Below are 15644 nucleotides of genomic sequence, written 5' to 3' on the forward strand. Positions count from 1 at the left end.
GAGCGCGGACCACGTAACGAGCAACTCGGGTCGACCCGCGGCGAGCAACGTCACGGTTCGCGCGATACGCACTCGCCGGACAAACCATCGGGCGAGCCGCGCAAGGAGCCTCGCGCGCCGCGCGAACCGCGACCGCCGCGGATTGTCGAGCCGAATCCGATTCCACCGATCACGTTTCCCGAGGCACTTCCTGTCTCCGGTCGTCGCGACGAGATTGCGCGGGCGATCGCGCAGAATCAGGTCGTGATCGTGTCGGGCGAAACCGGTTCGGGCAAGACCACGCAGTTGCCGAAAATCTGCCTCACGCTCGGCCGTGGGCTGGGCGCAGGCGGCAATGGTCTGATCGGCCATACGCAGCCGCGCCGGATCGCCGCGTCGGCGACCGCGCGCCGTATCGCCGAGGAACTCGGCACGCCGTTCGGTGAAGTGGTCGGCTACAAGGTGCGCTTCAACGACAACCTCGCGCCAGGCGCTTCGGTCAAGCTGATGACCGACGGCATTCTGCTTGCCGAAACGCAGACCGATCCGCTGCTGAAAGCCTACGACACGCTGATCATCGACGAAGCGCACGAGCGCAGCCTGAACATCGATTTTCTGCTCGGCTACCTGAAGGAGATTCTTCCGAAGCGTCCCGACCTGAAGCTGATCGTGACCTCGGCGACGATCGACGCCGACCGTTTCGCGCGCCACTTCGGCAGCGACGATAAGCCCGCGCCGGTGATCGAAGTGAGCGGACGGCTTTATCCGGTCGAGGTGCGTTACCGACCGGTGGTCGAGGACAGCCCGGCGGTCAAGGCGGCGCAAGGGACTACGGGTGTGGCGTCTTCTGGCCGCGAGCGCCCGAAGACGCAGCGTGAGACCGATCGCGATCTGATGGAGGCGATCGTCGAGGCCGTCGACGAACTGTGCCGCGAGGGTCACGGCGATGTGCTGGTGTTCCTGCCCGGCGAGCGCGAGATTCGGGACGCCGCCGAGGCGTTGCGCAAACATCATCCGCCCCATACGGAGATTCTGCCGCTGTTCGCGCGGCTCTCGGCCGCCGAGCAGGAGCGCGTGTTCCGCGCGTCGAACGCGCGTCGCATCGTGCTCGCGACCAACGTCGCCGAAACTTCGCTGACGGTACCCGGCATCCGCTACGTGGTCGACACGGGTCTCGCGCGCGTGAAGCGCTACTCGTATCGCAACAAGGTCGAGCAGCTGCAGGTCGAGTCGATTTCTCAAGCCGCCGCAAATCAGCGAGCGGGGCGTTGCGGCCGGGTTGCCGATGGCATCTGCATTCGTCTGTACGAGGAAAGCGACTTCCAGGGCCGCGCGCGCTTCACCGATCCGGAAATTCTGCGCTCTTCGCTCGCTTCGGTGATTCTGCGCATGAAGTCGCTGCACCTGACGGCGATCGAAACGTTTCCGTTTATCGAGCCGCCTCCGGGCCGAGCGATTTCCGACGGCTACCAGTTGCTCAACGAGCTCGGCGCCGTCGACGACGACAATCACCTGACGCCGCTCGGCCGCGAACTCGCGCGACTGCCGCTCGATCCGCGCGTCGGTCGCATGATCCTCGCCGCGCGCGACCAGCAGGCGCTGAAGGAAGTGCTGATCATCGCGAGCGCGCTGTCGGTGCAGGACCCGCGCGATCGGCCGATCGAGGCGCAGGAGCAGGCCGACCAGGCGCATCGCCGGTTCGCCGACGAGCGCTCCGAATTCCTGCAGTGGCTGAAGATCTGGAACTGGTTCGACGAAGCGATCGCGCACAAGAAATCGAACCGGCAGTTGCAGGACGAGTGCCGCAAGAACTTTCTGTCGCAGTTGCGGCTGCGCGAGTGGCGCGATGTCCATTCGCAACTGCTGACTGTCGTGCGCGAGCACGGCTGGCGCCTGAACGAAGCGGAGGCTACGTTCGAGCAGATCCATCTTGCGCTGCTGACTGGCCTGCTCGGCAACATCGGCCTGAAAGCCGACGATGAGCCGTACTATCTGGGCGCGCGCGGCATCAAGTTCTATTTGTGGCCGGGCTCTGCGCTCGTGAAGAAAGCGGGCAAGTGGGTGATGGCTGCCGAGCTTGTCGAAACCAGCCGGCTTTACGCGCGCTGTATCGCGAAAATCGAACCGGAGTGGGTCGAGAAGGTCGGCGCGCATCTGCTGAAAAAGTCGCTGTCGGAGCCACATTGGGAAAAGCGCGCGGCGCAAGTGTCCGCGTTCGAGCGCGCGATGCTGTACGGCCTGCCGATTTATCACCGGCGGCGCGTCGCATTCGGCAAGCAGGACCCGGCGCGGGCGCGCGAGCTGTTTATTCGCGGTGCGCTTGTCGAGGGGGAGTTCGACACGAAGCTTGCGTTCTTCGCGCACAACCGCAAGCTGCTTGCGGATATCGAACAGCTTGAGCACAAGTCGCGCCGCCAGGACGTGCTGGTCGACGACGACTTGATCTACGCGTTCTACGATCAGGCGCTGCCCGATGGCGTCTATACCGGCGCGTCGTTCGAGCGCTGGTATCGCGACGAAGTCAAAAAGAGCGGCCAGGAGGAGGACAAGCTGCGGCTGTTGTATTTGTCCCGCGACGATCTGATGCGGCACGAAGCGGCAGGTGTCACGACGGATCTGTTCCCGAAGCGGTTGACGATGGCGGGCATCGAGATGGCGCTGACCTATCACTTCGAGCCGGGTACGCCTCGCGACGGCGTAACGCTCGCGGTACCGCTGTATGCGCTGAACCAGGTCGACGCGCTCCGTTGTGAGTGGCTCGTGCCCGGCATGCTGAAAGAAAAGGCGCAGTTGCTGCTGAAGTCGCTGCCGCAGAAGCTGCGTCGGCATTGCGTGCCGCTCCCTGAATACGCGGCGGGCTTCGCCGAACGGCACAGCGCCCAGCGCTTCGGAGCAGGGGGCCTGCTCGAGGCGCTGATCGCCGACGTGCGCGAGCAGACCCAGGTCGCGATGAAGCAGTCCGACTTCAAGCTCGAGACGCTGCCCGCGCATCTGTTCATGAACTTCAAGGTCATCGACGAACATGGCCGGCAGCTCGCAATGGGGCGCAATCTGTCGCAACTGCGCGCCGAGCTCGGCGGTCAGGCGCAGCAGCATTTCCAGAAACTCGTTTCGGGCGCGGCAGGCGCCGCCTTGGCCGATGCGGGCGGCGGCGGTGTCGCGACACCTGGGCGGCCTCCCGATCTGGGTGCGAGTGGCCCGGCGCGCGGCAAAGGCGCGGCCACGCCACAACCCGCGACGCCGGATGGCGCACCAGCCACCGCGCTGTACGAAAACCTGACCACGTGGAATTTCGGCAAGCTGCCCGAGTTGCTCGAAATTCGCCGTGGTGGCCAGACGTTGTTTGGCTACCCGGCGCTAGTGGACCGTGGCACCCATTGCGACGTCGAGGTGTTCGATTCGCCGGAAGAGGCCGCGCGGATTCATCGGGCGGGCCTGCGTCGGCTTTTCGCGCTGCAGTTGAAGGAGCCGATCAAGTATCTGGAGAAGAATCTGCCGGGCCTGCGCGAAATGGCCATGCAGTTCATGCCGCGCGGCACGCAGGAAGAACTGCGCGATCAACTGATCGACACCGCACTCGACCGCGCGTGTCTTCAGGACCCTCTGCCCGACGACGATGCGAGCTTCCATACCCGACGTGACGAAGGGCGTAGCCGCCTCACGTTGCTCGCGCAGGAAATTTCGCGGCTGGTCGGCCAGATCCTCGGCGAGTACGCGAGCCTGACGAAGAAGCTTCTGCAGGCGAAGCCATTCGCGGCCGCGTACACCGATCTGCAGAATCAACTCGATGCGCTGATCGGCAAGCGTTTCGTCGTCGATACGCCGTATGCCCAACTCGCACATTTCCCGCGCTATCTGAAGGGGATGGCGCTGCGTATCGACAAGCTGCGCGCGGACGCCACCCGCGACGCACGGCAGTTCGCCGAATTCCAGCCGCTGCTGCAGCACTATCAGCGGGCGGTGTCGCAGCGCGGCGGCGTCATGGATCCGCGGCTTGCGGAATTCCGCTGGCTGCTCGAGGAGTTGCGCATCTCGCTGTTTGCGCAGGAACTGCGCACCCCAATGCCGGTTTCGGTGAAGCGCCTGTACAAGGTGTGGGAGTCGATGCAGCGGTAAAGCCAAGCCGCTCGCACGCGGACGCTGGACACCAGGTCTGCACGGCGGCCGGGCTTTGCCCGACACGATCGCCCGCGCTGATTTCACCAATGCATCCCCGCGCCGATCGATGCGCCGAACTGCCCGCGCGAGTCGGTGCTGCGTTGGTCCTTGTAGATCCATTTGCCGGTGTCCGACAACTGCGACACGCTAATCGCGAGCGCGGATTGACCGCCGTACGTGCCGCCCGCCGTCGCGACCATGCCGTGTCCGGGCAGGACCGCTTGCGGCGAGCCTGCCATCGCGAGCGCCGATGCCGTGCCCCCGTAGCTGTCCCGGCGAACGGAACGGATCTGGTCGTCGGTATGGCGATTCGCCGCGCTGATCGCGCCGCTCATGCTTGCTGCAACTGATTGACGTTGACCGCGTCGGTGTCAGCGGTGCCAGCCGCGACGTTGGTGATCTGGCGCTCGTTGCCCGACCGATACGGTCCCCGCGCGATCGGCAATCGAGCCCTGACCGTGCGCGACGGAGTTTGCGGGTAGCGCGCTCGAGTGATAGCCGAGCGAAGGTGCGTTGTCGGCGGCTGCGCTGGCACCGGAGCCGAGCGCGAGGGTGCCGTCGCCGTTTGCCGTCGCGCTGGCCCGAGCGCCGTGGCCCCGGAGCCGTAGGCCGACGCTGACGCGCCCAGCGAGGTCGCGCCGGAAGTGCCGGCGACCGCGCCCGCGCCGATCGCGGTCGAGTTGGTTGCGCTCGCGCTGGCGCTCGTGCCGAATGCGCTTGCGTTGGCGCCCATGGCGCGAGCGTTGCTGCCCGCGGCGAGCGTGTGCGTGCCTTTTGCGAGTGCGTCGTTGGAGCCGTCGGCCGGGTCGGCAGCGCTGAGGTAATGCAGCGCGCTGCTTTCAGCGAGTGCATCGACCTTGTTGTCGACCGCGCTCAACTGGCTCACGTTGACCGCGTCAGTGCGCGCAGCGCCCGCGGCGACGTTGGTCAGGCACTGCGACCGAGTCGAGGCCGAGCGCCGACGTGTTCAGACCGACCGCGGTCGCGCGTTCCGCCTGCGCATTCGCATAGGGCCCAAAGGCGCTGGCGCCTTCCCCTTGTGCCGAAGAGGAGAGACCCATGGCGACTGCGCTGTCGCCCTGTGCCGTGGCGCCTGCCCCTACCGCGAGCGCGCAGTCGTTTTGCGCGTTCGCCTGCGAGCCGATCGCCAGCGATGAGTTGCCGCTTGCGATGGCCTGTGCGCCTATTGCGGCAGCGGCGTCGCCGGGCGCGCTGGCCGTGCCTAGCTCGACCGAATCGACGCCGGCGCCGTTCGCTTCCGTGACGTAAACGGCCGCCGCTATGGCAACACCCGCAGTACGTCGAACTGCCCGGGCGATGGTTGGCTGGCGCGCGGAAGCACGATGTGTTTGCAGGCAGGCAGTTTGCGGCGCTGCGACTTTTCTTTGAGATGCGGTACGGCCAATTATCGAAATCTCCTTGTTTATCAATTTAAAACCCTCCGCATAATTGTAGTTTGTGGCGTGTACTGCGTAATTCGGGATTGGCGTGACGTTATTGCTCACGTAAGTTGAAAATCTCGAAAATAAAAAGGGCTTGCGTTCTTTGGTCGGGTGCGCGTCGTCCCCGCGTTCCACGCACGGCTTTCATGGGTGAGGCACTGGGGGCCACGCGTAAGAAGAATTCTCTGATGTCCCCGCGGAACTCAGATATCAGCGAACTCCGAAATTCAATTGGGCTAAAAAATATATTAATACAGGTAAATTTTTATTCGCGAGAAATAATGGAATATTCCTATTGTTTTGGTTATTGCTTTAGGCGATATTAGCGTGTGGCCGATGCATGATTGATTCTGACAAGGAGAGCACATTGATTCATTACTCGAAAACCCGCGGCGCGAGCATCGAATGGGACGTGGCAGACGAACTCTCCGGCGCGCGGCCGCACTTCATCGCTTCCGTCATTTTTCGCGCGCCGCCCGGTGACTTACGTCAACCGCTGGGACCGGCAAACGTTCTACAATGACCGTTGTTCTCCGAAGCGAGTTTTCATGCGTAAATTTCTTCTTCCCGGCTTGACTGCCACGTTCGCCGCAACCGCGGTGCTGGTCGCCGCCGCAGGCCTTTTTTCTCCGGCGGCGCACGCCAACAACGTGATCGTGCTCAATTCCGGTGAGGCCACGCTGAGCCTGATCGACGAGAGCAGCCGCCAGGTCGTCGGCACCGTGCCCACGGGCAAGGAACCGCATCACCTGATGGTCACACCGGACAATTCCTCGCTGATCGTCGCCAATTCGGTGTCGAACAACCTGATGTTCGTCGATCCGAAAACCGGGCAGTTGCAGCGCTGGGTCGAGAACATCGAAGATCCCTATCAGATCGGTTTCTCGCCGGATCGCAAGTGGCTCGTCACTACGGGCCTGCGGCTCGACCGCCTCGACATCTACCACTATGACAACCAGAAAAACCAGATGACGCTGGCTTCACGGCTGCCGCTCGCGGTGATGCCGAGCCATATGGCGTTCACGAATGACAGCAAGACGGTGTTCGTTTCGCTGCAGATCTCGGGCGAACTCGCCGCCATCGACCTGCCCACGCAAACCGTCAAATGGAAGATGAAGGTCGGCAAGGTGCCCGCGGGCCTGTGGATGACGCCGGGCGAAAAATACCTGCTCGTCGGCATGACCGGCGAGGACTACGTCGCCGTCGTGGATTGGCGCAACCAGAAGATCGTCAAGACGATTCACACGGGCAAGGGCGCCCACAACTTCCGCTCGCTCGCCGACGGCAAGCATGTCGCGGTGTCGAACCGCGTGGCTAGCACGATCAGCATCATCGACGAAGACACGCTCACCAACGTCGGCGACATCACCGGCCTGATGCCGGGACCGGACGACATGGAACTTTCCGCCGACAAGCGCTATCTGTGGGTGACCTTCCGCTTCGCGAAGCACATTGGCATCATCGATCTCAATACGCGCAAGCTGATCCAGACGATTGCGGTGGGCCGCTCGCCGCATGGCATCTATTTCTTCAACCGCGCGCCGGTCACGGCGCCGAACGGTGCTTGAGGGATTTCACGGTGTGCGTGACGGCAACGCAGCAGAGCCCGGGCGCCACGAGCCATCAAGGATGAAGTAACAGGCCAGGATCATGTTCCATCTGATTTTCTCCACACTCGACAGCTTCGTTTCAGCCACGCAGACGTGGCTGTACGTCGACGTGGTACAGCCGCTGCTGTTCCGGTTCAATCTGATGGACTACGACGAGGACACCTACGATAGCCTGTACTGGGTCATCGTCGGTGTGCTCGAGGTGCTCGCGATGTACGCGATCCTGCGTCCGCTCGAGGCGCTGCGCCCGGTCGAGCAATGGGAGAACCGCAAGGCCGTGCGCGTCGACGTGCTGTACACGTGGATCGCCAAGCTCGGCATTCTGAACCTGTTCTTTTTCTTCGCACTGCAGCCATTCTTCGACAACGTGCAAGGCTGGCTCAGGCTTCACGGCATCGCGAACCTGAACTTCGACAACCTGTGGCCTGGCGTGACCACGCAGCCGCTCGTCACGTTCGTCATGTATCTGCTCGTGCTCGATTTCGCAGGCTACTGGTATCACCGCGGGCAGCACCGCTTCGGCGTGTGGTGGGAACTGCATGCGGTACACCATAGTCAGCGGCAGATGTCGCTGTGGTCCGACGATCGTAATCATCTGCTCGACGATTTGCTGCAGGCGTCGTTCTTCGCGGTGATCTCGCTCGCGATCGGTGTTCCGCCGTCGCAGTTCGTCGTGCTGGTCGCGATCACGAACCTTGCGCAAAGCGTGCAGCACGCGAACATCCGCCTGTATTACGGCTGGCTCGGCGAGCGGCTGCTCGTTAGCCCGGCATTCCATCGCCGTCATCATGCGATCGGCTTAGGTCATGAAGGGCTCAAGTACGGCTGCAATTTCGGCGTGCTGTTCCCTTGGTGGGACATGCTGTTCCGCAGCGCGTCGTGGAGCCGCGACATGGAGCCGACCGGTATCAGCGATCAGCTCGAAGGCCGGCGCTATGGCGACGGCTTCTGGGCGCAGCACTGGTTCGCCTTCGTGCGCATCGCGCATCGCCTCGCATCGAAGCGCCGTGCAACCGGCAACGACACCGCTGCCGTTTGAGTCCATTCAGAGTTCATTCCGAGCTCATTGCGGATCCTCTCGAGCACGCACTGCGCCGCAACGCCCACTTCCGCCGGCGGCGGGTCCGTTGGTTTATGCTGTGCACGTTCGTGCGCACCTCCGGTGCCCCAGCATGCCAGGCCGGCGCGCGGCGCGTTTTTCCTGTCCATCGTTTCGTTCGCAGGCATTGGCTCGCATGAATGATCTGTTGCGCTCGTTTGGGCGTGCACTCGCAAGCGCGTTGCATCCGCGCATGCTCTGGCTGACCTTCAAACCGTTTATCGTTGCGACGGTCGGTTGGGGCTTACTCCTGTGGTTCTTCTGGCAGACGCTGACCGGCGCGACCCGCATCTGGCTCGACGACTGGTCTTTCACCGCCACGCTTTATCATCTGTTCGACGTGCTCGGTTTTTCGACGCTGCACGCGGTCATCGCGCCGTTCATCGTGATTGCAATGGCGATCCCGTTGATCGTCGTCACCGTGCTGCTGCTGATCGCCATGCTGTCGATGCCGGCCGTGATCCGCTTTCTCGCGGCGCGCCAGTTCGCCGGGCTTGAGATACGCCGCGGCGGAACATGGTACGGTAGCCTCGGTCAGGCGCTCTGGACCACGCTGCTGTGTCTCGTGCTGTTGATCGTCACGTTGCCGCTGTGGCTCGTACCGCCGTTCTTCGCGCTGATTCCGCCGCTGCTGTGGGGCTGGCTCACATATCGGGTGATGACATACGACGCGCTCGCGTTGCATGCGACGCGTGATGAGCGGCGCGAACTCGTGCGGCGCCACCGGTTGCCGCTGCTGCTGATCGGGGTCGTGAGCGGCCTGCTAGGTTCGCTGCCGACACTGCTGTGGGCGTCGTCGGTATGGCTGATCGTGCTGTTCCCGGTCATCACCACGGTGACGATCTGGATTTACGCGTTCATCCTCGTGTTCTCGGCGCTATGGTTCGGCAACTACTGCCTGCGCGCGCTGCAGCGTATGCGGGCGGAAGCGTCTGGCGGCGCGCGCGAGGTCGCGCCGGTTCCCTATTGATCAAACGAAAGAGGCGGCAATGGCATTTGGCGTCATCATCATCGGCGATGAAATCCTGTCGGGCAGGCGCGTCGACAAGCATCTACCGAAGGTCATCGAATTGCTCCGCGCGCGCGGGCTGTCGCTCGGCTGGGCGGAGTACATCGGCGACGATCCGGAGCGCATCACGGCGACGCTGCGTCGGACATTCGCGTCAGGCGACATCGTTTTCTCGACGGGCGGCATCGGCGCGACACCTGACGACCACACGCGCCAGTGCGCGGCGGCCGCGCTCGGCGTGCCGCTCGAACTGCATCCCGAGGCCGCGAAGCTGATCCAGGAGCGCATTCGCGACATGTATCCGGCGACTTCAACGACGCCGCTCGATCTGAACTCGCCCGAGAACCGGCATCGCCTGAACATGGGCACGTACCCGCAGGGCGCCGGCATCATTCCGAACGGCTACAACAAGATTCCGGGCTTTTCGATCCGCCAGCACCATTTCGTGCCGGGTTTCCCGGTGATGGCCTGGCCGATGATCGAGTGGGTGCTCGACACGCAGTACGCGCATCTGCATCACACCACGCCGCACGCTGAAAAGTCGCTGCTGGTGTTCGAGCTGCCGGAGTCGCGCGTGACGCCGCTGATGGAGAAAATCGAGCGCGATTTTCGGGGCGTGCGGGTGTTCAGCCTGCCGAGCGTCGGGGATGCGGAGCGCGGCGGTGTGTATGCGCGGCATCACATCGATCTCGGTGTGAAGGGTGAGCCGGAGGCCGTCGCCGCCGCGTTCGTGAAGCTGCGCGAAGGGGTGCATCTGCTCGGTGGCGATATCGTCGAGCCTGAAGTCGCGCAAGCGGCGGCAGCCGCCACGGGCAAGCCGCGAAACTGAGCGGATGGCAGCGGTTCGCGCAGGAGGATTGGCGCGAGCCGCGACATCGCAGTGTCACAACCCGCGCCGACGATGCAATCAATACGTGGTCGGCGCGTCCCCTTTGCGATTAGCCTGCCTCAGCCTCGCGCGACGGGGCTTGCGCATGTGAGGGCAGTGCGTCGCCTCGCCATCAGGCGCCGATCCACGGCAAGCCGCGAAAACACCATCCCGACACCGTCTTCCGATGCCCCTGGCCGTCCTTGTCGCCTTCGAAGCCTTCCAGCAGGTCGTACGCCTTCGTGAAGCCGGCCTTGGTCGCGGCGATCGCGGCGAGCTTCGAGCGCGCCGCGCTGCGGCACAGGAACAGCACCGGCGTGTCGGGCGAGGCGACCTGCGCGAGTTGTTGCATGAACTCCTGATTGGGCACTGCACCCGGATAGCGCGTCCATTCGACGTGCGCGTATTGACCATCGCCGATCACCGGCCGGCCGACCCAGTCGAGTTCGGCGCGGGTACGCACGTCGACGAGACGCGTGCGCGGATCGAGTTCCAGCAGTTCGAACGCCTCGGCCGGCGATACCGCGCCCGCGTAGGGCAGTTGGTTCTCGGCGCGACGGGCGTCCGCCTTCGCGTAAAGCTGTTCGAGCGTGCTCATGAGCGTCAATCTCCTTCGGACCAAATGATCATTCTAGCGCGCGGCAGGCACCGCGCAGACGTGTGTAGACTGGGCGTCGTCGGGCCGTCGGCGGGCGCCGCCCCACACTTGATGCGCAAATATGGTGCACTTTCGTTCGAATGCACCAAAATGGAAGATAACGCGATTTCCAAACCTGTGAATGCACGAAATTGGTGCGTGAGGATGCTCAGGCATTGCTTCGTGACGCCGCTCGCGCTCCGCGCGTAGCCCGCAAACGCAAGCGCAGTAACGATGTGCGCCGCATTGGCTCATACTGGGCTGAAAGATGGCACGCTATCTGCTTTATTGGTGCCGATCGATTTGTCCCGCAGAATTTTCCGTCTGTGACGCCGTATAAGTGGACGTTCCGGGACGGGTCAGCTAGATTGGGCGGCGGCAGAAATCCGCCGAAATTGTTAATCAGGAGATAGGTTATGAGTAAATCCGTGGCCGACGTCGTTCAACTCGTCAAAGACGAAGACGTCAAGTTTGTCGACTTCCGCTTCACCGACACGCGCGGCAAAGAGCAACACGTTTCGGTGCCGGTGTCGGCATTCGATGAAGACAAGTTCGAAAGCGGCCATGCGTTTGACGGTTCGTCGATTGCCGGCTGGAAGGGCATCGAAGCATCGGACATGTTGCTGGTCCCGGACGCGAACACGGCGTTCATCGACCCGTTCTTCGAAGAATCGACCCTCGTGCTGACCTGCGACGTCGTCGAACCGGCTGACGGCAAGGGCTATGAGCGCGACCCGCGCTCGCTCGCGAAGCGCGCCGAAGCGTACCTGAAGAGCTCGGGCCTCGGGGACACCGCGTACTTCGGTCCGGAGCCGGAATTCTTCATTTTCGACTCGGTCCAGTGGAACACGGACCAGTCGGGCTGCTTCATCAAGATCGGTTCGGAAGAAGCGCCGTGGTCGTCGGCGAAGGAATTCGAAGGCGGCAACACCGGCCACCGTCCGGGCACCAAGGGCGGCTACTTCCCGGTCGCGCCGGTCGACACGTTCCAGGACATCCGCTCGGAAATGTGTCTGCTGCTCGAACAGATCGGCATTCCGGTCGAAGTGCACCACCACGAAGTGGCGGGTCAGGGCCAGAACGAAATCGGCACCAAGTTCTCGACGCTCGTGCAGCGCGCGGACTGGCTGCAGCAGATGAAGTACATCATCCACAACGTCGCGCACACGTACGGCAAGACGGCGACGTTCATGCCGAAGCCGGTCGTCGGCGATAACGGCTCGGGCATGCACGTTCACCAGTCGATCTGGAAGGACGGCCAGAACCTGTTCGCAGGCAATGGTTACGCAGGTCTGTCGGAATTCGCGCTGTTCTACATCGGCGGCATCATCAAGCACGCTCGCGCGCTGAACGCGATCACGAACCCGGGTACGAACTCGTACAAGCGTCTCGTGCCGCACTTCGAAGCGCCGGTCAAGCTGGCTTACTCGGCTCGCAACCGCTCGGCATCGATCCGTATTCCGCACGTGTCGAACCCGAAGGGCCGCCGTATCGAAACGCGCTTCCCGGATCCGCTGGCGAATCCGTACCTGTGCTTCTCCGCGCTGATGATGGCGGGTCTGGACGGCGTGCAGAACAAGATTCACCCGGGTGAAGCCGCTGACAAGAACCTGTACGACCTGCCGCCGGAAGAGGATGCAAAGATCCCGACCGTGTGCGCCGGCCTCGACCAGGCTCTCGACGCACTCGACGCGGACCGCGAGTTCCTGACGCGCGGTGGCGTGTTCACGGATTCGATGCTCGACGCGTACATCGAACTGAAGACGGGCGAGCTGCAACGCTATCGTCAGTCGGTGCACCCGATCGAATTCGAAATGTACTACTCGCTGTAAGCGGCGATGGCGCTTCGCCCTTCACGCGGCGAAGCGCTTTGCCCGACGCTCGCGATCGGTCACGAAGGGACGGCGGCGCCGTCCCTTTTTCGTTAGACCGTACGCACGGCCGGCCGCGCGCGGGCGACATGCAATTCGACGAATCACCAACAGCCCGCACTCCTGAATTACCACCATCTCCTACCGGCCACACTGCAAGATGGTTCTCAAGAATCTGATCAAGGCAAGGAAAGGACACGAACAGACGCTGTCGGATGACGTGCAGCTCGTGAGTTCTGGCTTGCTGCCAGGCTTCGAGGCGTTGCCGACCGTCGTGCTGGTGCTCGAGAAGCGCACGCTGCGCGTCGCGTTCGCGAATCCGTCGGCGGAATCGATGCTGGAGATGTCGCGCAAGCAACTCACGCAGATGGCGTGGCCGGACATCTTCTCGAATGCGGACGAACTGGTCGCGACGATCACCGCGATCGCCGCACACCGTTTTCACGCGACGCATCTGGACGCCGTGCTCGAGCGTCCCGGCCACGAGCCGCTGCACGTGCATGCGATCGTCGGCTTTCTGGAAAGCGCGCAGGACTACGTGTTGCTCGAACTGTTCGAGAACGAGCGGCATCTGCGCACCGACCGCGAAGAGCGCATCAACGACCTGACGGCCGTCAACAAGCATCTGATCCGCAATCTCGCGCACGAAATCAAGAATCCGCTCGGCGGTATTCGCGGCGCCGCGCAGTTGCTCGAATTCGAACTCGGCGAGCGTCAGCGCGACGAGTTGCGCGAGTACACCCAGGTCATCATCAAGGAATCGGACCGGCTGCAGACGCTGGTCGACCGCCTGCTCGAACCGCACCGTCATCCGCATATCGTCGGCGACGTGAATATTCACGAGGTGTGCGAGCGCGTGCGTCAGGTGATTCTCGCGGAATTTCCGCGCGGCCTGACGATCGAGCGCGACTACGACGTCAGCGTGCCGGATCTGCGCGGCGACAAGGAGCAGCTGATCCAGGCGCTGCTGAACATCGTGCGCAACGCGGCCGAGGCATTGCGCGAACGGATCTCGCAGGGCGATGCGCGCATCGAGTTGCGCACGCGCATCGCGCGCAAGGTCACGATTTCAAAACGCCTGTGCAAGCTGGCATTGGACTTGCATATCGTCGACAACGGCCCAGGCATTCCCGAAGAGATTCGCGACCGCATTTTCTATCCGCTCGTATCGGGGCGCGAGGATGGCAGCGGTCTCGGTCTAACGCTTGCGCAGACCTTCGTGCAGCAGCACGAAGGTCTGATCGAGGTGGACAGCCGGCCGGGCCATACCGAGTTTCAGATTCTGCTGCCGCTCGACCTCTAGCTACCACAAGCACCTCAAGACTTCTGACCGAACTATATGAAGCCGATCTGGATAGTAGACGACGATCAATCAATTCGCTGGGTGCTCGAGAAAGCGCTGGCGCGCGAGAACTTCGCGACGCGCAGCTTCGCGAACGTGCGCGAAGCGTCGGCCGCGCTCGATCACGACAGCCCGCAGGTGCTGGTCTCCGATATCCGCATGCCCGGCGGCTCCGGGCTCGAGTTGCTGCAAACCGTCCGCGACAAGGTGCCGGGCTTGCCGGTCATCATCATGACCGCGTTCTCGGATCTCGATAGCGCGGTCGCCGCATTCCAGGGCGGTGCGTTCGAGTATCTGGCGAAGCCGTTCGACATCGACAAGGCCGTCGAGCTGATTCGCCGCGCGGTCGACGAAAGCATGCGCGGCGAGCAGACATGGGACGAACGCGTCGCCGAAGCGCCCGAGATGCTCGGCCAGGCACCCGCGATGCAGGACATGTTTCGCGCGATCGGTCGCCTGTCGCATTCGGCGGCCACCGTGCTCATTACCGGCGAATCAGGCACCGGGAAGGAACTGGTCGCGCGTGCGCTGCACCGACATAGCCCACGCGCGAACGGCCCATTCATCGCGTTGAACACGGCCGCGATTCCGAAGGATCTGCTGGAGTCCGAGCTGTTCGGTCATGAGCGCGGGGCGTTCACCGGCGCGCAGGCGATGCGCCAGGGGCGCTTCGAGCAGGCCGAGAACGGCACGCTGTTTCTGGACGAAATCGGCGACATGCCGTTCGATCTGCAGACGCGCCTGTTGCGCGTGCTGTCGGACGGACAGTTCTATCGCGTCGGCGGCCACAATCCGCTGCGCGCGAATGTGCGCGTGATCGCGGCGACGCACCAGAACCTCGAAGCGCGCGTGCGGCAGGGTTTGTTTCGCGAGGACTTGTACCACCGTTTGAACGTGATCCGCTTGCGCTTGCCCGCATTGCGCGAGCGCAGCGAGGACATTCCTCTGTTGACGCGGCATTTCCTGCAGAAGAGCGCGCGCGATCTCGGCGTCGAACCGAAGCGCGTGTCCGACGAGGCGCTCGCGTATCTGGCGTCGCTGCCGTTTCCGGGCAACGTGCGGCAACTCGAGAATCTCGCGAACTGGCTGACGGTGATGGCGCCCGCGCAGACGATCGAGATCAAGGATCTGCCGCCCGATCTCGGTCCCGCGCACGGCGGCGGGAGCGAGCCCGGTGCGGGCGCCGCCGCGGGTGCGACGACGGATGGCGCCGTCGCGACCAATGGGGGATTCACGGTCGGTGCGCCGCTCGCTGGCGCGAACGCCAGCACGCTCGTCCATCCGGTCGGTGCGTCGGTCGCCACCGCGCTGAGCGCATGGGAAGGCGGCTTGCGCACCGAGGTCGCGCGCATGCTGCGCGAGAACGCGGCCGACGTGATGGACGAACTCGCGCGCCGCTTCGAAGCGGCCGTGATCCGCGAGGCGCTCGACTTCACGCGCGGCCGCAAGGTCGAGGCTGCTGAGCGGCTCGGTATCGGGCGCAATACGATTACGCGCAAGATTCAGGAGCTCAATCTCGAGCCTTGATGCGATCGTATTCAGCGATCCTGCATCGCAGGCGAGGGCGGCTCCGGCCGCCTTCGTCGTTTTTGCAGCGCGCGTCGCGGCAAACCGGCAACTACTGTGCAC

Annotated in this window: 13 protein-coding genes; 9 read left to right on the top strand and 4 right to left on the bottom strand. The window is 63.5% G+C overall.

The window, feature by feature from the left end; all coding sequences use genetic code 11:
* The first annotated feature begins 141 nt into the window (after positions 1-141).
* Positions 142-4095, top strand: a complete 3954-nt coding sequence (gene hrpA, locus ACLFKU_RS00735) for an ATP-dependent RNA helicase HrpA (protein ID WP_410848070.1) — start codon at positions 142-144, stop codon at positions 4093-4095.
* An 83-nt stretch (positions 4096-4178) separates the two neighbouring features.
* On the opposite strand, the gene ACLFKU_RS00740 is transcribed toward hrpA, so the two are convergent.
* Genes ACLFKU_RS00740 through ACLFKU_RS00750 form a run of 3 tightly spaced genes read right to left on the bottom strand, consistent with a single transcriptional unit; the run spans position 4179 to position 5714 of the window.
* Positions 4179-4472 (bottom strand): YadA-like family protein, encoded by a 294-nt coding sequence (locus ACLFKU_RS00740; protein ID WP_410847874.1) that lies wholly within the window; start codon positions 4470-4472, stop codon positions 4179-4181.
* Positions 4469-5023, bottom strand: coding sequence for a hypothetical protein (locus ACLFKU_RS00745; protein WP_410847875.1), 555 nt, complete (start codon positions 5021-5023; stop codon positions 4469-4471). Before ACLFKU_RS00745 ends, ACLFKU_RS00740 begins: the two co-directional genes overlap by 4 nt.
* A 10-nt stretch (positions 5024-5033) precedes the next feature.
* Positions 5034-5714, bottom strand: coding sequence for a hypothetical protein (locus ACLFKU_RS00750; RefSeq protein ID WP_368586736.1), 681 nt, complete (start codon positions 5712-5714; stop codon positions 5034-5036).
* A 205-nt stretch (positions 5715-5919) separates the two neighbouring features.
* Here ACLFKU_RS00750 and ACLFKU_RS00755 point away from each other — a divergent pair, with 205 nt between their 5' ends.
* The 5 genes from ACLFKU_RS00755 (at position 5920) to ACLFKU_RS00775 (ending at position 10126) form a co-directional block, all read left to right on the top strand.
* On the top strand, positions 5920-6102 hold the full coding sequence (locus tag ACLFKU_RS00755; protein ID WP_410847876.1) for a hypothetical protein: 183 nt from the start codon (positions 5920-5922) through the stop codon (positions 6100-6102).
* A 25-nt stretch (positions 6103-6127) separates the two neighbouring features.
* Positions 6128-7147, top strand: coding sequence for a beta-propeller fold lactonase family protein (locus tag ACLFKU_RS00760; RefSeq protein WP_410847877.1), 1020 nt, complete (start codon positions 6128-6130; stop codon positions 7145-7147).
* Between the two features lie 82 nt (positions 7148-7229).
* Positions 7230-8228, top strand: coding sequence for a sterol desaturase family protein (locus ACLFKU_RS00765; RefSeq protein ID WP_368586739.1), 999 nt, complete (start codon positions 7230-7232; stop codon positions 8226-8228).
* 196 nt (positions 8229-8424) lie between these two features.
* Complete coding sequence (locus ACLFKU_RS00770; protein WP_368586740.1) at positions 8425-9258, top strand: EI24 domain-containing protein; 834 nt, start codon at positions 8425-8427, stop codon at positions 9256-9258.
* 19 nt (positions 9259-9277) lie between these two features.
* Positions 9278-10126, top strand: coding sequence for a competence/damage-inducible protein A (locus ACLFKU_RS00775; protein ID WP_410847878.1), 849 nt, complete (start codon positions 9278-9280; stop codon positions 10124-10126).
* 172 nt (positions 10127-10298) lie between these two features.
* Here ACLFKU_RS00775 and ACLFKU_RS00780 read toward each other — a convergent pair whose 3' ends face one another.
* Positions 10299-10763 carry a rhodanese-like domain-containing protein gene (locus ACLFKU_RS00780; RefSeq protein ID WP_368586742.1) on the bottom strand — a complete coding sequence of 155 codons (465 nt, stop codon included), beginning with the start codon at positions 10761-10763 and terminating at the stop codon, positions 10299-10301.
* Between the two features lie 455 nt (positions 10764-11218).
* Here ACLFKU_RS00780 and glnA point away from each other — a divergent pair, with 455 nt between their 5' ends.
* From glnA to ntrC, 3 genes are all read left to right on the top strand, one after another.
* Complete coding sequence (gene glnA, locus ACLFKU_RS00785) at positions 11219-12634, top strand: type I glutamate--ammonia ligase (protein WP_368586743.1); 1416 nt, start codon at positions 11219-11221, stop codon at positions 12632-12634.
* 199 nt (positions 12635-12833) lie between these two features.
* On the top strand, positions 12834-13976 hold the full coding sequence (gene glnL / locus ACLFKU_RS00790; RefSeq protein ID WP_018435399.1) for a nitrogen regulation protein NR(II): 1143 nt from the start codon (positions 12834-12836) through the stop codon (positions 13974-13976).
* Positions 13977-14012: 36 nt separating this feature from the next.
* Entirely contained in the window at positions 14013-15542 is a 1530-nt protein-coding gene (ntrC, locus tag ACLFKU_RS00795; protein ID WP_410847879.1) for a nitrogen regulation protein NR(I), read from the top strand.
* Positions 15543-15644: the final 102 nt, after the last annotated feature.

This window comes from Paraburkholderia sp. EG304 (assembly GCF_046543485.1).
GTDB classification, from domain to species: domain Bacteria; phylum Pseudomonadota; class Gammaproteobacteria; order Burkholderiales; family Burkholderiaceae; genus Paraburkholderia; species Paraburkholderia youngii.

What these genes read in the sequence shown, in the direction of transcription:
- ACLFKU_RS00775 (WP_410847878.1), top strand. Translation starts at nt 9,278, where the DNA reads ATGGCATTTGGCGTCATCATCATCGGCGATGAAATCCTGTCGGGCAGG.
- ACLFKU_RS00740 (WP_410847874.1), bottom strand. Translation starts at nt 4,472, where the DNA reads ATGAGCGGCGCGATCAGCGCGGCGAATCGCCATACCGACGACCAGATC.
- ACLFKU_RS00760 (WP_410847877.1), top strand. Translation starts at nt 6,128, where the DNA reads ATGCGTAAATTTCTTCTTCCCGGCTTGACTGCCACGTTCGCCGCAACC.
- glnL (WP_018435399.1), top strand. Translation starts at nt 12,834, where the DNA reads ATGGTTCTCAAGAATCTGATCAAGGCAAGGAAAGGACACGAACAGACG.
- ACLFKU_RS00770 (WP_368586740.1), top strand. Translation starts at nt 8,425, where the DNA reads ATGAATGATCTGTTGCGCTCGTTTGGGCGTGCACTCGCAAGCGCGTTG.
- ntrC (WP_410847879.1), top strand. Translation starts at nt 14,013, where the DNA reads ATGAAGCCGATCTGGATAGTAGACGACGATCAATCAATTCGCTGGGTG.
- ACLFKU_RS00780 (WP_368586742.1), bottom strand. Translation starts at nt 10,763, where the DNA reads ATGAGCACGCTCGAACAGCTTTACGCGAAGGCGGACGCCCGTCGCGCC.
- ACLFKU_RS00765 (WP_368586739.1), top strand. Translation starts at nt 7,230, where the DNA reads ATGTTCCATCTGATTTTCTCCACACTCGACAGCTTCGTTTCAGCCACG.
- ACLFKU_RS00755 (WP_410847876.1), top strand. Translation starts at nt 5,920, where the DNA reads ATGATTGATTCTGACAAGGAGAGCACATTGATTCATTACTCGAAAACC.
- glnA (WP_368586743.1), top strand. Translation starts at nt 11,219, where the DNA reads ATGAGTAAATCCGTGGCCGACGTCGTTCAACTCGTCAAAGACGAAGAC.